Origin of the sequence: Metabacillus sp. 113a (genome assembly GCF_050107635.1) — a bacterium.
In the GTDB taxonomy this organism is placed as follows: Bacteria; Bacillota; Bacilli; order Bacillales; family Bacillaceae; genus Metabacillus_B.
Window position 1 is genome coordinate 356,566 of sequence record NZ_JBNILJ010000001.1, and the last position, 17,673, is coordinate 374,238.

Genomic DNA, 17,673 nt, shown 5'->3' on the forward strand with positions numbered 1-17,673 from the left:
CTGCAAAAACATGATCGTATCGCAATCATGTACGTAGTTAGTTAAAAATAAAGGGATTCCAGCACTTTAATGTAATCAATTCTCGGCTGGTAGCCGAGCGGAATGCGGACTGAATGTTCTTCCACTTCGCTTCGTTTGATGGACTTTCGGCCTCCGCCTTCTTTTCGCTCCCAGTATTCGATCAAATAAGGTGCAGGCATTAGGAAAATGCCGCTGAAGGCTGATAAAATGACAAAGCAGATTCCGTCCTGGTCCAGGATTTGCTTCATATGGTTAATTTGATGGCCATGAAAATTCTGAAGCGGAAAGGAAGATGTGTTTTTCGTTTCCTTTGCTTCAAAATCAAGATACCTTCCTTTATAGATCCCGTTGTAGTCCGTTGTAGAAGACTGTTTAAAGTAGGCTTCCTTAATGACGGCCGCGCTTCTGCGGGGATAGTCGACGTTGACAATCTGGACAGGTGTAGGTTTTTTGTGAATGACGGCAATGCCTCTATTAAGATAATATTGATTGGTTTCATTTAAATCCTCTTCAAGAGTCATTCCGCGGTTGCTGTATATAGGATTGCTCTTTTTAGCAGCTGCCATTTCTTTTTTTTCCGGCGTATAGATTTTACCGTTAGGATATCGATAAGTCATATTTCCCCTCCCATGGCAAAGACTATACCTTATCATATCAGAAAATTGTCCTATAGCCTAAAAAAATGAGATATTTCCCATTCATACCTCTGTATTTGCGGGGAAGGCTATTAACCGAGGTGAGGGCCATGCGCGTAATAGTACTGACAATGAAGCAGCAGAGCTGGGTCATAGCCCAGGTCAGCAGGAAAACAGCGTACTGGAATTTGGATAATATCTCCCGGACAGATGCTTATTTCCGCTTCTACAAACGGCATCCTGAAATCAAGTGGCCTTTTCTTGCCAGCATGGTTTCGAGAAATGCCGGCTACAATATGACGGATCTTCATTCTTCCTGCTTTGCCGCAGCTCTCGGCAGCCATTTAAGAGAAGAGCTGTTTTTAACTTACGAAGCCGCAAACTGGCTGATCTTTTCCGATGCGTATCCGCAGCTTTTAATCTATGAATACTCCAAATATTTAGGGCTCCCGCTTTTTCCCCTGCTTGAAGCATTCGATATTTCCCCCTTTATGGTCCGGGAATGGGAGAAATTCTGGGCAACCCGCGATCAAAACCGGCTCATGGTGTCTCTGATCATTAACGAGCAGCATTTGATAGACGTCCCTGTTATTGGCCACCCCGTATTTAAAACAAGAGTCTTTACATCATTCGCATACCGCTTCCAGGATTTGTTCCATTTTTCGACGGTTCTTTTTCCCACCCGAAAAGGAGAGCTGTATGGATTTTCTGTTTATCGGTTTAAAAATATCGGTTCAAGAATCAATCTTGGGAAAAAACTTGCCCGGCTTTTATTCGACAGCAGATGGAATCAAGCCTTCTATCGGTTTGCGTGTTCAGTACCGCATACAGGGTCAAGGTATGATTATGAACAATTTTTTCATGAGAAGAGAAAAAGGCAGACCCCAATGCTCAGAATGGTTTGCCCCGCTGTTCCCCATCATATAGACGAAGCAAAACGAAAATGGTTTCACGGACAAAACTTGTCAGCTTATTATAAAGAACCTGCAATGGATCATCGGGCAGAGCTGACAGACTGGTTCAGAAAAAAACGCAATGAGCTTCAGATGATCTCCTATGTGAAAGAGTTTATGGACAAGCAAAAGGGGGCAGGGAGATAACCCTGCCCTCCACGTTATACAGAAGGACGGTTTGGACCGTTTAGTTTTTTATTTCCGGTTTCACGTTTGCCCGGTTCCGGTTTAGGCTGATTGGCTGGTTTTTGATTTTTCATCTTCGCACCTCCTGATATCTATTGTTCTCCTTCAAAGAAATTTCATTCTTGCTGCCGAAGTTTGAATGTCGAAAGAAGACAGTCACATTCTATGTTTGGCGAAACCCTTCTAGTTTTGTCATCAAGGAAGGGAGGAGGGAAATGAGGGAGAATGGTATTTACATGAAAGGAGTGAACGTTCATGGAAAAAATAATTAGCCGCAATGAAATACAAAAGCTTCTTCAGGAGATTGAAGAAGAGCTCGACAAGCTGGAGGAGAAAATGGGTTCTGCCATTCTTTCAGAAGGTTTGAACAAGGAACAGGTTCTCAGTGCCAAAGCAAGTACAGCTGTCATCCTGATGGAAAAAATTGAACGCACTGCGCAATTTGCAGCATCCGGGAAAACTTGGCCGATGGATCGTGCTCTTGCATTTCATTCTCCATTTCAATCATAAACCAGTTTTGTTATGATGGTTAGGAGGTGAACCTGTTGATTAAAGAGCTAGAATTATCCTACAGCCTGAAAAAAATAAACGAAGAGTCTTTGAACAGATTTTTAAAAGGAAAAGAAGAAGCAAAAGACTTCGACTTTTATTCAGATATTAAGCCTGCTTTTGAAAAGGGGTCTAAATTAGCAGCTGATTGGAAAACTCTCCTGGAAGAACGCTATAAAACCGACCGCCCCAAACATATCCACCCATCCCAGCTGGATTCTACGGTATCGAATCTTGAACAGCAGATTCTCCAGTCATTTGATCCGAAAGCAAAATCCCTTCGGTTTAAAAATACAAAAGAGTCCATTGATTATGTAGTCAATTCAGTGATCGAGTGGCTTGAACACAAATAAGAAAGCTGGCGTTTGCCAGCTTTCTTAATGTGTTTTCGGCAGGACGGCTGCACGTTTGATAACGGAAAACGATGCTGCAGTGACCCGCAGAAAGAATCTTTTTCATCCCTTTTTACCTGCTATTCAGATTTTATTTCAACCGGACGGTCGCCTTCGCTTGCAACCGGCTCGATCACATAGCCTGCTTCTTTATGATTTTTAGCCGGAACATTCATGCCATGCTTCGGCAGTTCGGGCTCATGTCCTTTTTGTTTATGATTAAAATGCTGGCCTCTACCCATGCTCAACCCCTCCTTCTTCATTAATATGTTGATTTTCAACCCGGATTATTCCGTACAAAATCATGTGATCATGAACCATTTAGGCAGCCTTGAATAAGATGGTTACTAGCCTAAACCGTTCGGCAGCGCGGACAGAAACAATCTTTAAGAAGGGGGATATAACGATGTTTTATCCATATGGGAGTGAAGGGTCAGAATATCAGAATTCCAGGGTAAAGCGGAGGCGGGGCAGCAGAAATGCGCAGTGGGGAAATCAGATTCATCAAGGCTATCAGCATGCCTATCCATATGAAGCATATCAGCAGGGGAATCCCTATTTCAATCAGACGCTTTATCAGTATCAGCCCATCCAGCCAACCTTGCCATATCTTCAGAACCTTTCCCAATATACACCTAATACAGCTTTCCAGCCTTCAACCCCTTACCCATACCCCTATCCGAAACCCGGACCGGTCCAAAATCAGCAAACACCAGCCATGTCTTCCTTCATGTCGCAATTTAAAAAATCCAATGGCCAAATGGATTATAATAAAATGATGGATACAGCCGGTCAGATGATGAGTGCTGTAAATCAGATGAGCTCTTTATTCAAAGGAGTAACGGGATTCTTTAAATAACAGGAGGCTGTTTTTGGCTTGAGGATGATCTGCAGAGTTTCTGAAAAATTTGCCTCTTAGGCCAGGTTCCGCTTTCAATAGCGGCCACTCGTCTGCAAAAGTGGCCACCCGGTCTGCAAAACCGCCCGCAATAGGGTACGCCTCCGAAAGAGAAGCTCCATAAAGATGCATGCCTGTTTTAAAAAGCATGATTATTGAAAGAAAAGCCGGCTCTTTTACTAAAAAGAGCCGGAGCCGTTTATTGTATTTTTGCTGTCTGGAGGCAAGAGCCAGTTTTTTTTTTATTTTTAATCACAGTACGTTTTCAGGAGAAGCTGAACCTAGTTGGTCCATCACTTTCCGATTGAATACCGGGCGGGGTGGGGGAGCTATTTGGGACGCGCTTTTTCGGTTTTGATCATTTTCTTCGGTTTTCGGCAGATGAACAAGCGGTGGCGCTGATTCCTATTAGGCGCCTTTTTCTTGTTTGGCGGCGGGAAAGAATAATCTGGATGCTGGTTTGTATGTTTATTTAGTGGTCATTGATTTTTGGCCCAGGCATTGTTGATTAACCGGTTTTTTGCAAAATCAGCTAGGTTGGACAGGCACATTGTATACTGGACTGCTTTTTTTAGGCTAAAACCGTAATTAGGCGTTAAAACGGTCCGGATTTTGGTGTACGTTACGGTCCGGAAATTTTTTATTGTCCGTATTCCTGATTTATTGTCCGTACTTTTGTTTTATTGTCCGTACTCCAATTTTATTGTCCGTACTTCCAATATAATTACTTTTCGACAAAATACGCCAAAACGTGCAGTGGTATTTTTACCGGTCTGCCGATTTTGAGTCTGAAAGCTGCACCTTGGCGTTGAACCTCAAAGATTTTGGTCCAGTTCCAGTAAGGGATTTGTTCTATTGTCCGTACTACAATTTTATTGTCCGAATTCCTGATTTATTGTCCGTACTTTCGTTTTATTGTCCGTACTCCAATTTTATTGTCCGTACTTCCAATATAATTACTTTTCGACAGAATCCGCTAAACCGTGCAGGGGCATTTTATCCGGCCCGCCGGTTTTGAGCCTGAAAGCTGCACCTTGGCGTTGGACCTCACAAATCTTGGTCCAGTTCCAGTAAGGGATTTGTTTTATTGTCCGAATTCCTGATTTATTGTCCGTACTTTTTGTTTTATTGTCCGTACTTTCGTTTTATTGTCCGTACTCCAATTTTATTGTCCGTACTTCCAATATAATTACTTTTCGACAAAATCCGCTAAACCGTGCAGTGGTATTTTATCCGGTCCGCCGATTTTGAGTCTGAAAGCTGCACCTTGGCGTTGAACCTCACAGATTTTGGTCCAGTTCCAGTAAGGGATTTGTTTTATTGTCCGTACTTCCAATATAATTACTTTTCGACAAAATCCGCTAAACCGTGCAGTGGTATTTTTACCGGTCCGCCGATTTTGAGTCTGAAAGCTGCACCTTGGCGTTGAACATCACAGATTTTGGTCCAGTTCCAGTAAGGAATTTGTTTTATTATCCGTACTTCCAATATCTTTACTTCTCAGCAAAATCCGCTAACCGTGCAAAGCGCATTCATTTATTCAGCGTCTGTATTAGACTATTGCTTCAGCATAGAAGGCCTGTTCATTGTTTGCTTTCCTTTTTCTTCTCTTCTCCGGGCAGAGCCGCTCCGATGGAAGGGGAAGTGGAAGGCTGGACAATAACCCGGTCATTGAGCTGCTTAAAATCCGGCATGTTTTGATTATATTTTGTCATATAAAGCACCTCCTTCGATTAGTATGATCGAAGCACCCCCGGATTATCGAAAAAAGACGCGGCAGCCGCGTCATTTTTTGGGCATCCTTATAATTAGATTTCCATCCTTTAGAAACGTAATCATTCTGCTGCTCTCCACTTCAGAAGGGAGGTAAACGGACCTTGAAAAATGGCTGTATGTCGTAGATTGGGCATAATAGGGGCCGGTTTGCTCAGAGGAATGCTGTACTTTTCGGTCAATTTCAAGCGTGAGTGTACGCCCTGTTACATCGATATCAATATCCTGCATTGCCGTATCAGGAAGATGGGCCTCTACGAGCACTTCATCCTCTAATTCATATGCCTGCAAATCCATATAAGGAAAGGCAGCATTTTGAACCATAACCTCTTCAAATTGCTTTAAGAAATGTCTGACTGGGGATGAGTGGAAAAAATAATCAATGGCATTAGAGAGATCCCCGTTAAAATCGAACAGCTCTGAAGGACGCTCTTTTTTGTTTTTATCATTCATTCGTTTCCCGCCTTTCAAAATTGGGCTACTATACAATATGCACCGTTCACAAAATGGTTATCAATTGTAACATGCTCCGTTTTTATGCTTTAATGAATTTGTACATACATGCTTTGCTTTCTGCCGTGGTTTAGCTTCATGAAACACGGGTATGTTTAATAATGACCACTCCGTAGGAGGAATTGCGATGTTCAAAAAGTTATTTGGAAAAAAAGAAGAGGTTTCTAAAGAAGAATCTGTATTTGCTCCGATGAAAGGAAAGCTCGTTTCTCTTGAAGAAGTACCGGATCCGGTGTTCTCTCAAAAAATGATGGGGGACGGAGCAGCGATCATCCCATCTGAAGGGAAAGTAGTTTCGCCGGTAAACGGAGAAATCATTCAGCTTTTCCATACGAAGCATGCGATTGGACTGCGTTCTGAAACAGGCATGGAATTGCTTATCCATGTTGGACTGGAAACAGTAGGAATGAATGGAGAGGGCTTCGAGGCTCATGTCAAAGAAGGAGACAAAGTCTCAGTTGGAGATGCATTGCTTACGTGCGACCTTACCCTGATTTCTGAGAAAGCCTCCAGCATCATCACTCCGATCGTAATCACAAACGGTGATATCCTGGAATCTGTAGAAAAAGCAGAGCCTCAGGAAACCGATTTGGGTAAAACGGAAATTTTTCAGGTTAAAGCTAAATAACAGAACACAAATAAGTTTGCTGGCTGAGAGTGCTCGAAAAGAGCGCTCTTTTTCATTCCTGCCCTCCCGGATTAAAAAACTCTTTATAAACGAACACGCATTCGATACAATAGCATGAAAGAGGTGATCGTTTTGTTTAAGAAAAAGAGTATGGATCAGCTGATCGATTTGCTGAAGCATGATGAAGCTTATAAGGAGAAAATTGTCCATTGGAAGACGATTGAACCGCGTGAGGCTAAAATGGCAGAAATGCCTGAACATCTCCACCCTAAGCTAAAGGAAGCCCTCGGTGAACGAGGCATCCATAAGCTATATACGCATCAAAAAACAGCTTATGAAACAGCTAAAAGCCATCAAAGTTTTGTTGCTGTTACACCTACAGCCTCTGGGAAAACGCTCTGCTATAATCTTCCTGTTCTCCAGACCGTAATGGAAAACCCCGAAAGCCGGGCATTGTATTTATTCCCTACAAAAGCATTAGCCCAGGATCAAAAGAGCGAGTTAAACGAACTTATTGAAGCGATGGGCGTATCCATCAATTCCTATACCTATGATGGAGACACATCGCCTGCAATCAGGCAGGCTATAAGGAAGGCCGGGCACATCGTCATGACCAATCCGGATATGCTTCATTCGGCTATTCTGCCTCATCATACAAAATGGGTATCCTTGTTCGAGAATTTAAAATACATCGTCATCGATGAGCTTCATACGTACAGGGGGATTTTCGGCAGCCACGTAGCCAATGTCATCCGCAGACTCCTCAGGATATGCAAATATTACGGAAGCGAACCGGTATTTATCTGCACTTCGGCTACTATTGCGAATCCGAAAGAGCTGGGGGAGCGGCTTACCGGGGCGGGCATGAAGCTGATTGACAATAACGGGGCCCCTGCCGGCAAAAAGCATTTTGTATTTTATAATCCTCCTATTGTCAACAAAGCAATGAATATCAGGAAAAGTGCTACTCTGGAAGTGAGGGACCTGGCCGGCCGGTTTTTAAGCAATGGGATCCAGACGATTGTGTTTGCCCGGAGCCGGGTAAGGGTTGAAATCATTCTGACCTATCTTCAGGAGCTGATCAAAAAGAAGCTCGGCCCCAAAACGATCAGGGGTTACAGGGGAGGATATTTGCCGCAGCAGCGAAGGGAGATTGAAAAAGGCCTGAGAACAGGAGATGTGATTGGAGTAGTCAGCACAAATGCGCTGGAGCTTGGAGTCGACATCGGCCAGCTGCAGACGTGCATAATGACAGGATATCCCGGAACGATCGCCAGTGCATGGCAGCAGGCCGGGAGAGCGGGAAGACGTCACGGAGAGGCTTTCATTGTAATGGTAGCAAGCTCAAATCCTCTTGATCAGTATATTATTCAGAACCCGGATTACTTTTTCAATCAAAATCCTGAAACGGCAGTTATCGACCCAGATAATTTAATTGTGCTCGTCGACCATATCAAATGTGCAGCTTTTGAGCTTCCTTTCGGTGAGCAGGAAACCTATGGCGAGGCAGATATTACCGAAATTCTTGAATTCCTGGCAGAGGAACAGGTGCTTGTCCGGAACAGAGGGCACTATCATTGGATGAATGCATCCTTCCCTGCTCACAACATATCCCTTCGTTCGGCATCCCAGGAAAACGTTGTGATCATTGACCAATCGGACCTTTCTGCAGTAAAGGTAATCGGTGAAATGGACCGGTTCAGTGCAATGACGCTTCTTCATGACGAAGCGATTTATCTTCATCAAGGGATTACCTTCCAGGTAGAGTTTCTGGATTGGGATGAAAAAAAGGCATTCGTACGCGAAGTGAAAACCGATTACTATACAGATGCAAACCTGGCCGTGCAGCTCAAAGTGCTGGAAACGGATTTGGAGAGCCGCACCGCCCGGTTCCAGACAGGCTTTGGCGATGTTGCTGTTCAGGCGATGGCGACTATTTTTAAAAAGATTAAATTTGATACCCACGAGAATATTGGTTCAGGACCGATTTCACTGCCAGAAGAAATTTTGCATACGAACGCGGCGTGGATCAGCCTGGAGACGGAGGAGAACGACTGGGGTGAAGATCGCGTGGAAGAGGCACTCATGGGGATGGCGAATGTATTTCGGCATATTGCTCCTTTAAAAGTGATGTGCGATCCTTCCGATCTCTATGTTGTACCACAGGTAAAGGCCTCCCATAATGAGCGTCCAACTGTATTTTTGTATGACCGGTATCCGGGAGGTGTAGGGCTCTCTAAAAAAATTTATGAGCAATTCAGCAGTCTAGTGGCCGAGAGCTATGATTTAATCACTGGCTGTCCCTGCGAACAGGGCTGTCCATCGTGCATTGGAACCGATGGAAGCATGGAATCCCAAAAACGGGATACACTCATTCTTTTAAATGAATTGAGGGAAACGCATGTCGATAAAAAACAAACTGAACCGTTTGAAGAACCATATAGTAACTGAATCCGCAGCCGGGGTTCAAATGACGGAAGTAAGCACTGACCGTCCCAAAACCGGTTCAGAGGGGGAAGGTTCACCATTTAAGGCAGTCAGATACGGAGACGATTTTTGCCTTCTACGGGAAGTGGTTTATCCACTGGATCACCTCCACGGGATTTACCGGTTAGAGGATTGTGCAGAAGCTGTTAGAGAATGGAATAAAAGCAAGCTGAACCATCCTCTTTCCGCTGCAGGACACCGGCCTGAGGACTTATTCTTTTTTGATACGGAGACGACAGGACTTGGCGGGGGAACGGGGAACATGATTTTCCTCCTCGGACATGCGTCCTTTACGGAAACGGGAGTGATCGTCCGACAGCATTTACTGCCTAAACCGGGGAACGAGGCTGCTTTTTATAAAAGCTTCCTGGGCTGCGCAGATATTTCTACGCTTGTAACGTATAATGGCAAATCCTTCGATTGGCCGCAGGTTAAGACACGCCATACGATGCTGCGCAACCTGGTCCCCGAGCTTCCTTCATTCGGCCATTTTGATTTATACCATGCTTCAAGAAGGCTTTGGAAGCATCGAAATTATCCCCTGAAGCTGGTTAACGTTGAATCAGAAATTCTCGGGATCTATCGAGAAGATGATGTTCCGGGGTATCTGGCGCCAATCATCTACCAGCATTACGTCCAAACCGGAGATGAAGCTGTCCTGGAAGGCATTATGAAGCATAACGAGCTGGACGTATTGACATTGATTACCCTTTATACACATCTATCAAGGAAACTTTTAAGTGCAGGCACCCGGAGCAGCATGGATGAAGGAGAACAGTATGAAGTGGCAAGATGGTATGAAAATGCCGGAGAAAAAGAAACCGCATTAAACGAGTATGAAGACATTGCAGAAAAAGGATCTGAATGGTCATTGGAAGCTAAGCTCAAAGTGGCAGATCATCTAAAAAAAGAAAAACAGTGGGAGAAAGCTGCTTCCATTTGGAAAGACATTTCAGCAAAAGGATCCGGGAAATTAAAAACCGAAGCTTGTGTCCAGCTGGCCATGTATTTTGAACATACTGTCCGGGAATTGGAGACAGCTCTAGAATGGACAGAGGAGGCCATGACTGCTGCAGATGACGTGACAGACCCTGGCAATGCCAAGAAAAGTGCTCTCATAATGGCTGCCCTGAACAAAAGGAAACTGAGGATTGAAGGGAAATTACTCGGGAATTATTCCCCGGGCAAGCGCAGGAAATGAGAAATTCCGCCAAATTTTTGACGTTTTTGTGACATTTTCGAACAAGTCTAAACAGTAATTGTAGATTTTTGCTGAACCATGTAAAATAGATGACTGTAAGCCAATCATCTGTTAGGAGAATGCAAAAATGCATAAAGGTGTTTTCTACCTGTTCTTTGTCGTGCTAATCATTACGGTGTATGTTTTTACTGCTTTTAAGGAAACGTTTTACGCATACCTTTAATTTGTACAGAAAAATAGGTGTTTATAATAGTACATGTACCCTCCTTTTGGCATAACTTGTATGGAAAGCAAGATAAGTCACTATAAGGAGTGGAGAAAATGTTCGGAAGAAGACCTTGTATGATGCCAGCTATTATTCACCCAACTCAATGCTGTGTGCAAAATACCTATTCTACGACGGCAGTACCCCATATTCATCCTCAGCACACTACAACTGTTAACCACCAGATGTACCAGCATCTGCACTATTACCCGCAAACGCAATCTGCTGAGAATCAAGTTTCCCATCAGCACTTTAACTGCAGCGGCCCGGGACCGCGCTAAAGACCAGGAAGGAGCTGAAAGACTCAGCTCCTTCACTTATGCATGCAGGTGATTATATGAAAACCATTGCCGTAACGGGGTATAAGCCTCATGAGATTGGCGTTTTTTCAAAGAGCCATCCGGCTGTCTTTTACATAAAAAAACTGATTGAAAAAGAATTAAGAGTCCTTGTTGAAGAAGGGCTGGAGTGGGTTGTGATCAGCGGACAATTAGGTGTTGAGCTTTGGGCTGCTGAAGTGGTTATTGAACTGAGACTTGAATACCCTGAGCTGCAGCTCGCAGTGCTGACTCCCTTTCTGGGGCAGGAAGAGAAATGGAATCCTGCAAATAAAGAGCAGTATGAAAGCATTCTGATGGAGGCCGATTTTACAGACAGCATCACGAAGCGTCCGTATGAGAGTCCGAAGCAGTTCATCCTGAAAAATCAGTTTATTATCCAAAAAACCGATGGTTTGCTGCTCATTTATGACGAAGAAAAGCCGGGTTCTCCAAAATTTTTATACGACACCGCCCGGAAAATGAGCACTCAGCACGAATATACCATTAGAGCCTTTTCTTTTTTTGATTTACAGATGATTGTCGAAGAACTTCAAAACGATGAATAAAGCATTTGTTTAAAAAAATGCGCTTATGGGGAAATTGACAATTGGAAGGATTTCTGAAAAAATATGAAGTAACCATTTCGAACGGGGTGAAAGAGATGCTTTCTGACAAAGTGAAGCTGACTGCCAAGGAAATACTTGAAAAAGAATTTAAAACCTCTGTAAGAGGCTATAGACAAGAAGATGTGGATAAATACCTTGATCTTATCATTAAAGATTATGAAACATTCCATCAGGAAATTGAAGAACTGCAGCAGGAAAATCTCAGGCTGAAAAAACAGCTGGAAGAAGCCTACAAAAAACAGCCGGCTCAAAGCAATACAACAAACTTTGATATTTTAAAAAGACTTTCAAACCTGGAAAAGCACGTTTTTGGAAGCAAGCTTTACGATTAATACATACATTTCCTTCCCTTCCAAAACAAACTATTGCTTTGCGGGGTAAAAACGGTTATACTTTACTATGCTGTTAACAGCGGCTAACTAAATAATAACGTTCAGGTAATCGCTGCAGTCTTCAGGGCTGCAGAGGAAAGTCCATGCTCGCACGGTGCTGAGATGCCCGTAGTGTTCGTGCCTGGCGAATTCATAAGCCAGGGTAGCCCGGTCTAGACTGGGCTAACGGCGGGGAACGAGCCTAAGTTTCATCATGGAATATGGCTCTACTACTCTGAAAGTGCCACAGTGACGTAGTCCTGCAAGAAATTGCAGGAGTGGAACGCGGTAAACCCCTCGAGCGAGAAACCCAAATAATGGTAGGGGCATTTTCCCGGAGAAACTGAACAATGGGAAAGACAGGGGCAACGGCCTCTGTAGATAGATGATTGCCGCCTGAGTACGAGGTGACAGCCGTTTGCAGTACAAAGGAACAAAACATGGCTTATCGAACGTTATTTAGTAACAGTTATCCACTATATCATGTATGGATTCGGCTCTCCTTGTTACAGGAGAGCTTTTTCGTTACAATATGAACGGGTCCCTGGCTGGACGGGACCGCCATTTCAAAGGAATGGGAGCTGGAACAATGAAGGATGTTACCCTGATTGCTACTTCCGCTATGGGCCTTGAATCCCTGGTGGCAAAAGAAGTGGGCACTCTTGGATATGAATATGAAACGGAAAATGGAAAAGTGATTTTTAAAGGGGATGCAAAAGCGATAGCGCGCTCCAATTTATGGCTGAGAACGGCCGACCGGATTAAAATCAGAGTCGGGGAATTTAAAGCGGAGACCTTTGATGAGCTTTTTGAAAAGACAAAATCCCTGAACTGGGGAGATTACATACCGGAAGATGCTGAGTTTCCTGTAATCGGGAAGTCTGTAAAGTCCAAACTTTTCTCAGTGCCGGACTGTCAGAGCATTGTCAAAAAGGCGGTTGTTGAAAATTTAAAAAGGCATTATAAAAACCAGTCAGGCTGGTTTGAAGAAAAAGGGCCGCTATACCGAATTGAAGTGGCGCTTCATAAAGATATTTGTACATTAACCCTTGATACTTCCGGCACAGGTCTTCACCGCCGGGGATTTAGAGTAGGCCAGGGAGAGGCGCCGATAAAAGAAACGCTGGCAGCTGCTCTCGTTATGCTGACGAACTGGAATCCTGATAAACCTTTTGCAGACCCTTTCTGCGGCTCAGGAACCATTCCTCTTGAAGCTGCCCTGATCGGACAAAACATCGCACCCGGGTTTAATCGTGACTTCGCTTCAGAAAAGTGGGGCTGGATCGGCAAAAGTGTATGGGATGAAGCCAGAATGGAAGCGGAAGATCTTGCCCGCTATGATCAGCAGCTTGAAATTCGCGGGAGTGACATTGATCACAGAATGGTCGAAATTGCTAAAGAAAATGCAGAGGAAGCCGGGATGGCTGACCTTATCCATTTTAAGCAGATGCAGGTCCGTGATTTCACTTCATCCTCTGATTACGGTGTGATTGTAGGGAACCCGCCCTACGGGGAGAGGCTTGGAGATAAGAAGCAGGTCGAACATATGTACAAGGAGATGGGTCAGGCGTTTGCGGCATTGGATACATGGTCTGTATACATGCTTACCTCCCATCCTGAATTTGAACAATTTTATGGAAAAAAAGCGACGAAAAAGCGGAAGCTCTTTAATGGCTTTATCCGGACGGATTATTATCAGTTCTGGGGGCAAAGACCCCCAAAGAGAGTATAAAAAGTGCCCCGCCTGCATAAACTGGCAGTAACTGTGCAAAAAGGGGAGGAGCCGTTTATGCTGGGCAATGAAGAGTTCCAATTAATTACAAGAGCACTCGATCGTTCATATGAGCAGCTCTCCGGACAGGAGGAGGGCGGGGCAGCTGGCATGCAGTCAATCGGGATAGCGAAAGAAGAGCTGCTGCAGGCTATGGCCCATGCTTCCTCTGTTGAAAAGAAGCTGATCATGCATACACTATATAATCGGTGTTGAGCAATAAGACAAGGCTCTTGTTAAAGAAGAGGAACCGGATGATGGTTCCTCTTTTTATCTTGCGTAACTATTGCAGCTTGAACCGCATCATGATAAAATTAAAAATCTGAATTTATATTGAGGAACGGTGTGAAATACATGACAACTGCCCGATTGCCTTTTCCTATTTCCAAAGACGAAACATTCTATGAAGGACTGTCCAACTGGATTGGAGACGTTTTTTACGATATCCTGCCTGAAAAAGGCTTTGACTTAAGAGATGAGCAGATTTTTATGGCATTTCAGCTGGAAAGAGCGTTCAAAGAAAAGAAAACCATATTCGCTGAAGCGGGAGTCGGTACAGGGAAAACCCTGGTGTATCTTCTTTTTACCATTGCTTATGCCCGATATACTGGAAAGCCTGCTGTCATTGCCTGTGCAGATGAGACATTGATTGAGCAGCTTGTTAAAGAGGAAGGCGATATCCGTAAAATCTCCAGGCACCTTGATTTAACGGTAGATGCTAGATTAAGCAAGTCTCAGGAGCAGTATTTATGTGTGAAAAAACTTGAAGAAGCGGTGAAGAAAGAAGACGTTGAAGTCTTCGATCAGATCCATGAGGAGCTGCCTGACTTTGTTCATCAGCCAGGCGGTATGCAGCGTTATACGCCTTATGGCGACCGGAAGCTTTACCCCGGAGTATCGGATGATGAGTGGAAGCGCATTTCCTGGGACCCCTTTCAGGACTGCCAGAGCTGTGAATTGCGTCAGCGTTGCGGTCTGACCCTTTCAAGGGATCATTACCGTAAATCTGCGGATTTGATTATTTGCTCCCATGATTTTTACATGGAGCATATTTGGAGCGCCGAATCCAGAAAGAGGGAAGGGCATCTGCCCTTTTTACCTGAACACAGCAGTGTGGTTTTTGACGAAGGCCATCTTCTTGAATTCGCAGCCCAGAAAGCATTAACATACCGAGTGAGAAAAAGCACACTGGAAGCAAGTTTAGAAAGACTTCTGCAAAATGAGATCCGGGAGGAATTTGCGAATTTAGTGGAAGAGGCCCTAATGATCAATGATGAATTTTTCAGCCTGCTGGAAGAATCGTCCCTTAAAGGAGAGGACTCAGACCGGTATGAAATCCTGACAGGTCCGAAGCTTAGCCGAATAGCTGCGAGCCTTCAGTCTGCCCTTGAAAAAATTGGAGAAGCACTTGTTTTTGAAGGGGAATTGTATACGATTGATCCTTTTGAACTGAAAATTGCGGAGGAGACGCTTGAGCAGATGGAATACTCCTTTCAGCTTTTTAATAAAGGAGGCCATGCTGTATCCTGGACAGAAAGCCAGGAAGGCGATCTTTGTCTGGTAATTATGCCGAGAACAGTTGAAGAAGTTTTAAAAGATAAAGTATTCAGCAGCGACAAGCCCGTTATCTTTTCATCCGCTACACTATCAAGCGCGAAATCGTTTGATTACATGGCAAGCAGTCTTGGAATTTCGGATTACTTATCCTTTACAGTGGACTCACCCTTTGATTATGATAATCAGATGGAGCTGTCTGTCTGCCATACTGAGACACAGGAAGCAAAGCTTGAAAAGCTAAAAGCTTCATTAAACAAAGCTGCCGGTAAAACGCTCATTCTTTTCCCTTCATTCAAAGAAATGAACTGGTTCAGGCTTCAAATGGATCAGGAAGGGTTTGAATTCCCTGTTTATTTTGAGGGGGATCGGGAGATTAGTGAAACGGTTTCAAAGTTTCAAAGAGAAACCCATTCTGTACTATGCGCGGTCAATCTTTGGGAAGGACTCGATGTTCCCGGTGAATCATTATCCAATCTGATCATATGGTCGCTCCCATTCCCTCCGGCTGATCCGGTTTTTAATTCCAAACGGAATCATTCGAAAGAACCATTCAGCCAGGTGGATCTTCCCTATATGATTTTAAGGCTGCGCCAGGGACTTGGCCGATTAATCCGCTCAGGAGCAGATTCAGGAACTGCGCTGATCTTTATTGACAGCGGATTAAGCCAAGAAACCCTTTCAGCGGTTCAGGCTGTTTTACCAGTTGCCCCTGTAACAGAAGAGACTATAAGTTGAGGCCTGAGTAAAGGCATCCCTTATAGGGATTTATAAACCGCTCTAAAAAAGCCCGGGATTGCTCGTACAGCGTTCCCGGGCTTTTTTTGCATTTGTTAGAAATAGCGTAGAGGGGGAATTGCTTCGAGCTGAAGGTGAATGTTTTCTTCTCTCACTGTTTAATCAAGCGCCAAGAATAGATTGACACCTGTTTCTTCATTGGATTAAGCTGATAGTGGGAATTTTCCCGCAATAAAAGAGGGGGTTACATACGTGGAGAGGACCAGTATTGAAAACCGTTTTTACGACCTGCTGCAGAAAATAGAGAGCTACAATGAAGCCTTGAACGTCATGTTCTGGGATTTACGCACAGGAGCGCCCAAAAAAGCAGTAGATCAGCGCTCAAAAACGATCGGGGTGATCTCATCCGAGGTCTTTCGCTTAAAAACCTCCCCGGAAATGAAAGAACTCCTTGAAGAGCTTAGCCATCAGCAGGGGTTATCCATTAAAACCGCGGCTGCTGTGGAACAGTCGCAAAAAGAATATGACAAATTCAAAAAAATTCCGGAAAAGGAATATGAAGAATACGTAATGCTTCAAACAAAGGCTGAATCTGTGTGGGAAACAGCTAAAGAGACGTCTGATTTTCTTCTATTTGCCCCCTACTTAGAAAAACTGGTAGATATGAACAAAAAATTTCTCCAGTATTGGGGCTATGAGGGGACTCCATATAATACACTGCTGGATTTTTATGAACCGGGGATGACGACGGATGTCCTGGACCGGGTATTTAAAAGCTTGCGGGAAAATATAGTCCCGCTAGTCCAAAAAATTGGAGCAGCGGATAAACAGCCGGACACAGGGTTTGTGTCTCAGTCTTTTCCAGCTGAAGGGCAGAAGAAAGCCAGCGGATTTTTCCTGAAAGAGCTGGGCTATGATTTTTCTGCCGGGCGGCTGGATGAAACGGTTCATCCATTTCAGATTTCACTTAACCGAAACGATGTGCGGGTGACGACAAAGTATGATGAATATGATTTCCGGACAGCGGTTTTCGGAACCATTCATGAATGCGGCCATGCCCTATATGAACAAAACATTTCCCCGGATCTGGAAGGAACGCTTCTTTGCAGCGGGACGTCCTACGGGATCCACGAATCCCAATCCTTGTTTTATGAGAATTTTGTAGGAAGAAGTTTTGGATTCTGGAAAAGATATTACCCGAAGCTGAAAGAGTTTTCTCCGGAGCAGCTTGAACATGTGTCCCTGGAGGATTTTTATTTCGCTATAAATGAATCCAAGCCTTCTTTAATCCGGATTGAGGCGGATGAACTGACGTATCCGCTTCATATTATGATCCGCTATGAGATTGAAAAAGAACTGTTTAACGGAACACTTGCCGTATCGGATCTGCCTGGAGTCTGGAATAAAAAATATGAGGAGTATCTCGGAGTAACTCCGCCGGATGATGCAAAAGGGGTGCTTCAGGATGTCCACTGGTCCGGAGGAAGCTTTGGATATTTTCCTTCCTATGCGCTGGGTCTCCTCTATGCAGCACAAATCCGTCAAGCCATGCTGAGGGATTTGCCGAATCTCGAGGAACTGATCGAAAAAGGAGAGCTGCAGCAGATTTTATCATGGCTTACAAACCGGATTCATCAGTACGGAAAAACGAAGAAACCTCTTGACCTGCTTTGGGAAGTAACCGGAGAGAATCTCAATCCTGACTACCTGATTGATTATTTAAAAGAAAAATATACTGCGTTATATTCGATCCAATAATGGTCGTTTTATGATCAAAAATCCGAACGATTTA

At 44.1% G+C, this 17,673-nt stretch carries 18 protein-coding genes and 1 other RNA gene; 15 read left to right on the forward strand and 4 right to left on the reverse strand.

Going from position 1 to position 17,673, the window contains the following annotated elements; all coding sequences use genetic code 11:
* Positions 1 to 41 precede the first annotated feature (41 nt).
* Positions 42 to 638 carry a Holliday junction resolvase RecU gene (gene recU, locus ACQCVE_RS01840; RefSeq protein WP_426861402.1) on the reverse strand — a complete coding sequence of 199 codons (597 nt, stop codon included), beginning with the start codon at positions 636 to 638 and terminating at the stop codon, positions 42 to 44.
* Positions 639 to 766: 128 nt separating this feature from the next.
* On the opposite strand from recU, the gene ACQCVE_RS01845 reads away from it, so the two are divergent.
* The 3 genes from ACQCVE_RS01845 (at position 767) to ACQCVE_RS01855 (ending at position 2,697) form a co-directional block, all read left to right on the forward strand.
* The gene (locus tag ACQCVE_RS01845; protein WP_426844045.1) at positions 767 to 1,756 is read left to right on the forward strand and encodes a DUF2515 family protein; all 990 of its coding nucleotides are present in this window, start codon (positions 767 to 769) and stop codon (positions 1,754 to 1,756) included.
* A 294-nt stretch (positions 1,757 to 2,050) separates the two neighbouring features.
* Positions 2,051 to 2,305 (forward strand): hypothetical protein, encoded by a 255-nt coding sequence (locus ACQCVE_RS01850; RefSeq protein WP_426844046.1) that lies wholly within the window; start codon positions 2,051 to 2,053, stop codon positions 2,303 to 2,305.
* Positions 2,306 to 2,340: 35 nt separating this feature from the next.
* Positions 2,341 to 2,697, forward strand: coding sequence for a DUF1798 family protein (locus tag ACQCVE_RS01855; protein ID WP_426844047.1), 357 nt, complete (start codon positions 2,341 to 2,343; stop codon positions 2,695 to 2,697).
* Positions 2,698 to 2,816: 119 nt separating this feature from the next.
* Here the strand turns inward: ACQCVE_RS01855 and ACQCVE_RS01860 are convergent, their stop codons facing one another.
* Complete coding sequence (locus ACQCVE_RS01860) at positions 2,817 to 2,978, reverse strand: hypothetical protein (RefSeq protein WP_426861403.1); 162 nt, start codon at positions 2,976 to 2,978, stop codon at positions 2,817 to 2,819.
* A 164-nt stretch (positions 2,979 to 3,142) separates the two neighbouring features.
* Here ACQCVE_RS01860 and ACQCVE_RS01865 point away from each other — a divergent pair, with 164 nt between their 5' ends.
* Positions 3,143 to 3,595 (forward strand): YppG family protein, encoded by a 453-nt coding sequence (locus tag ACQCVE_RS01865; RefSeq protein ID WP_426861405.1) that lies wholly within the window; start codon positions 3,143 to 3,145, stop codon positions 3,593 to 3,595.
* Positions 3,596 to 5,217: 1,622 nt separating this feature from the next.
* On the opposite strand, the gene ACQCVE_RS01870 is transcribed toward ACQCVE_RS01865, so the two are convergent.
* Positions 5,218 to 5,349 (reverse strand): hypothetical protein, encoded by a 132-nt coding sequence (locus ACQCVE_RS01870; RefSeq protein ID WP_426844050.1) that lies wholly within the window; start codon positions 5,347 to 5,349, stop codon positions 5,218 to 5,220.
* Positions 5,350 to 5,419: 70 nt separating this feature from the next.
* Positions 5,420 to 5,860 (reverse strand): Hsp20/alpha crystallin family protein, encoded by a 441-nt coding sequence (locus tag ACQCVE_RS01875; RefSeq protein ID WP_426861406.1) that lies wholly within the window; start codon positions 5,858 to 5,860, stop codon positions 5,420 to 5,422.
* Between the two features lie 187 nt (positions 5,861 to 6,047).
* Between ACQCVE_RS01875 and ACQCVE_RS01880 the strand changes: the two genes are divergently transcribed.
* The 11 genes from ACQCVE_RS01880 to ACQCVE_RS01930 all read left to right on the forward strand — a co-directional run bounded on the left by ACQCVE_RS01880 (position 6,048) and on the right by ACQCVE_RS01930 (position 17,639).
* Positions 6,048 to 6,548: a PTS sugar transporter subunit IIA gene (locus tag ACQCVE_RS01880; RefSeq protein ID WP_426844052.1), complete on the forward strand. Its 501-nt coding sequence runs from the start codon at positions 6,048 to 6,050 to the stop codon at positions 6,546 to 6,548.
* A gap of 150 nt (positions 6,549 to 6,698) precedes the next feature.
* A complete protein-coding gene (locus ACQCVE_RS01885; protein ID WP_426844253.1) occupies positions 6,699 to 8,999 on the forward strand; it encodes a DEAD/DEAH box helicase in 2,301 nt (766 codons plus the stop codon).
* Positions 8,950 to 10,236 carry a ribonuclease H-like domain-containing protein gene (locus ACQCVE_RS01890; protein WP_426861408.1) on the forward strand — a complete coding sequence of 429 codons (1,287 nt, stop codon included), beginning with the start codon at positions 8,950 to 8,952 and terminating at the stop codon, positions 10,234 to 10,236. The genes ACQCVE_RS01885 and ACQCVE_RS01890 overlap by 50 nt, the downstream gene beginning before the upstream one ends.
* Positions 10,237 to 10,557: 321 nt before the next feature.
* Positions 10,558 to 10,782: a CotD family spore coat protein gene (locus ACQCVE_RS01895; RefSeq protein ID WP_426844054.1), complete on the forward strand. Its 225-nt coding sequence runs from the start codon at positions 10,558 to 10,560 to the stop codon at positions 10,780 to 10,782.
* Positions 10,783 to 10,838: 56 nt separating this feature from the next.
* Complete coding sequence (locus tag ACQCVE_RS01900) at positions 10,839 to 11,387, forward strand: DUF1273 domain-containing protein (RefSeq protein ID WP_426844055.1); 549 nt, start codon at positions 10,839 to 10,841, stop codon at positions 11,385 to 11,387.
* Positions 11,388 to 11,482: 95 nt separating this feature from the next.
* A complete protein-coding gene (gpsB, locus tag ACQCVE_RS01905; RefSeq protein ID WP_426844254.1) occupies positions 11,483 to 11,779 on the forward strand; it encodes a cell division regulator GpsB in 297 nt (98 codons plus the stop codon).
* A gap of 97 nt (positions 11,780 to 11,876) precedes the next feature.
* An RNA gene (gene rnpB / locus ACQCVE_RS01910) (RNase P RNA component class B) lies at positions 11,877 to 12,271 on the forward strand.
* Between the two features lie 136 nt (positions 12,272 to 12,407).
* The gene (locus ACQCVE_RS01915; RefSeq protein ID WP_426844056.1) at positions 12,408 to 13,550 is read left to right on the forward strand and encodes a THUMP domain-containing class I SAM-dependent RNA methyltransferase; all 1,143 of its coding nucleotides are present in this window, start codon (positions 12,408 to 12,410) and stop codon (positions 13,548 to 13,550) included.
* A 57-nt stretch (positions 13,551 to 13,607) separates the two neighbouring features.
* Complete coding sequence (locus tag ACQCVE_RS01920) at positions 13,608 to 13,805, forward strand: hypothetical protein (RefSeq protein WP_426844057.1); 198 nt, start codon at positions 13,608 to 13,610, stop codon at positions 13,803 to 13,805.
* 138 nt (positions 13,806 to 13,943) lie between these two features.
* Entirely contained in the window at positions 13,944 to 15,881 is a 1,938-nt protein-coding gene (locus tag ACQCVE_RS01925; RefSeq protein WP_426844058.1) for an ATP-dependent DNA helicase, read from the forward strand.
* Between the two features lie 252 nt (positions 15,882 to 16,133).
* Positions 16,134 to 17,639, forward strand: coding sequence for a carboxypeptidase M32 (locus ACQCVE_RS01930; RefSeq protein ID WP_426861409.1), 1,506 nt, complete (start codon positions 16,134 to 16,136; stop codon positions 17,637 to 17,639).
* Positions 17,640 to 17,673 lie beyond the last annotated feature (34 nt).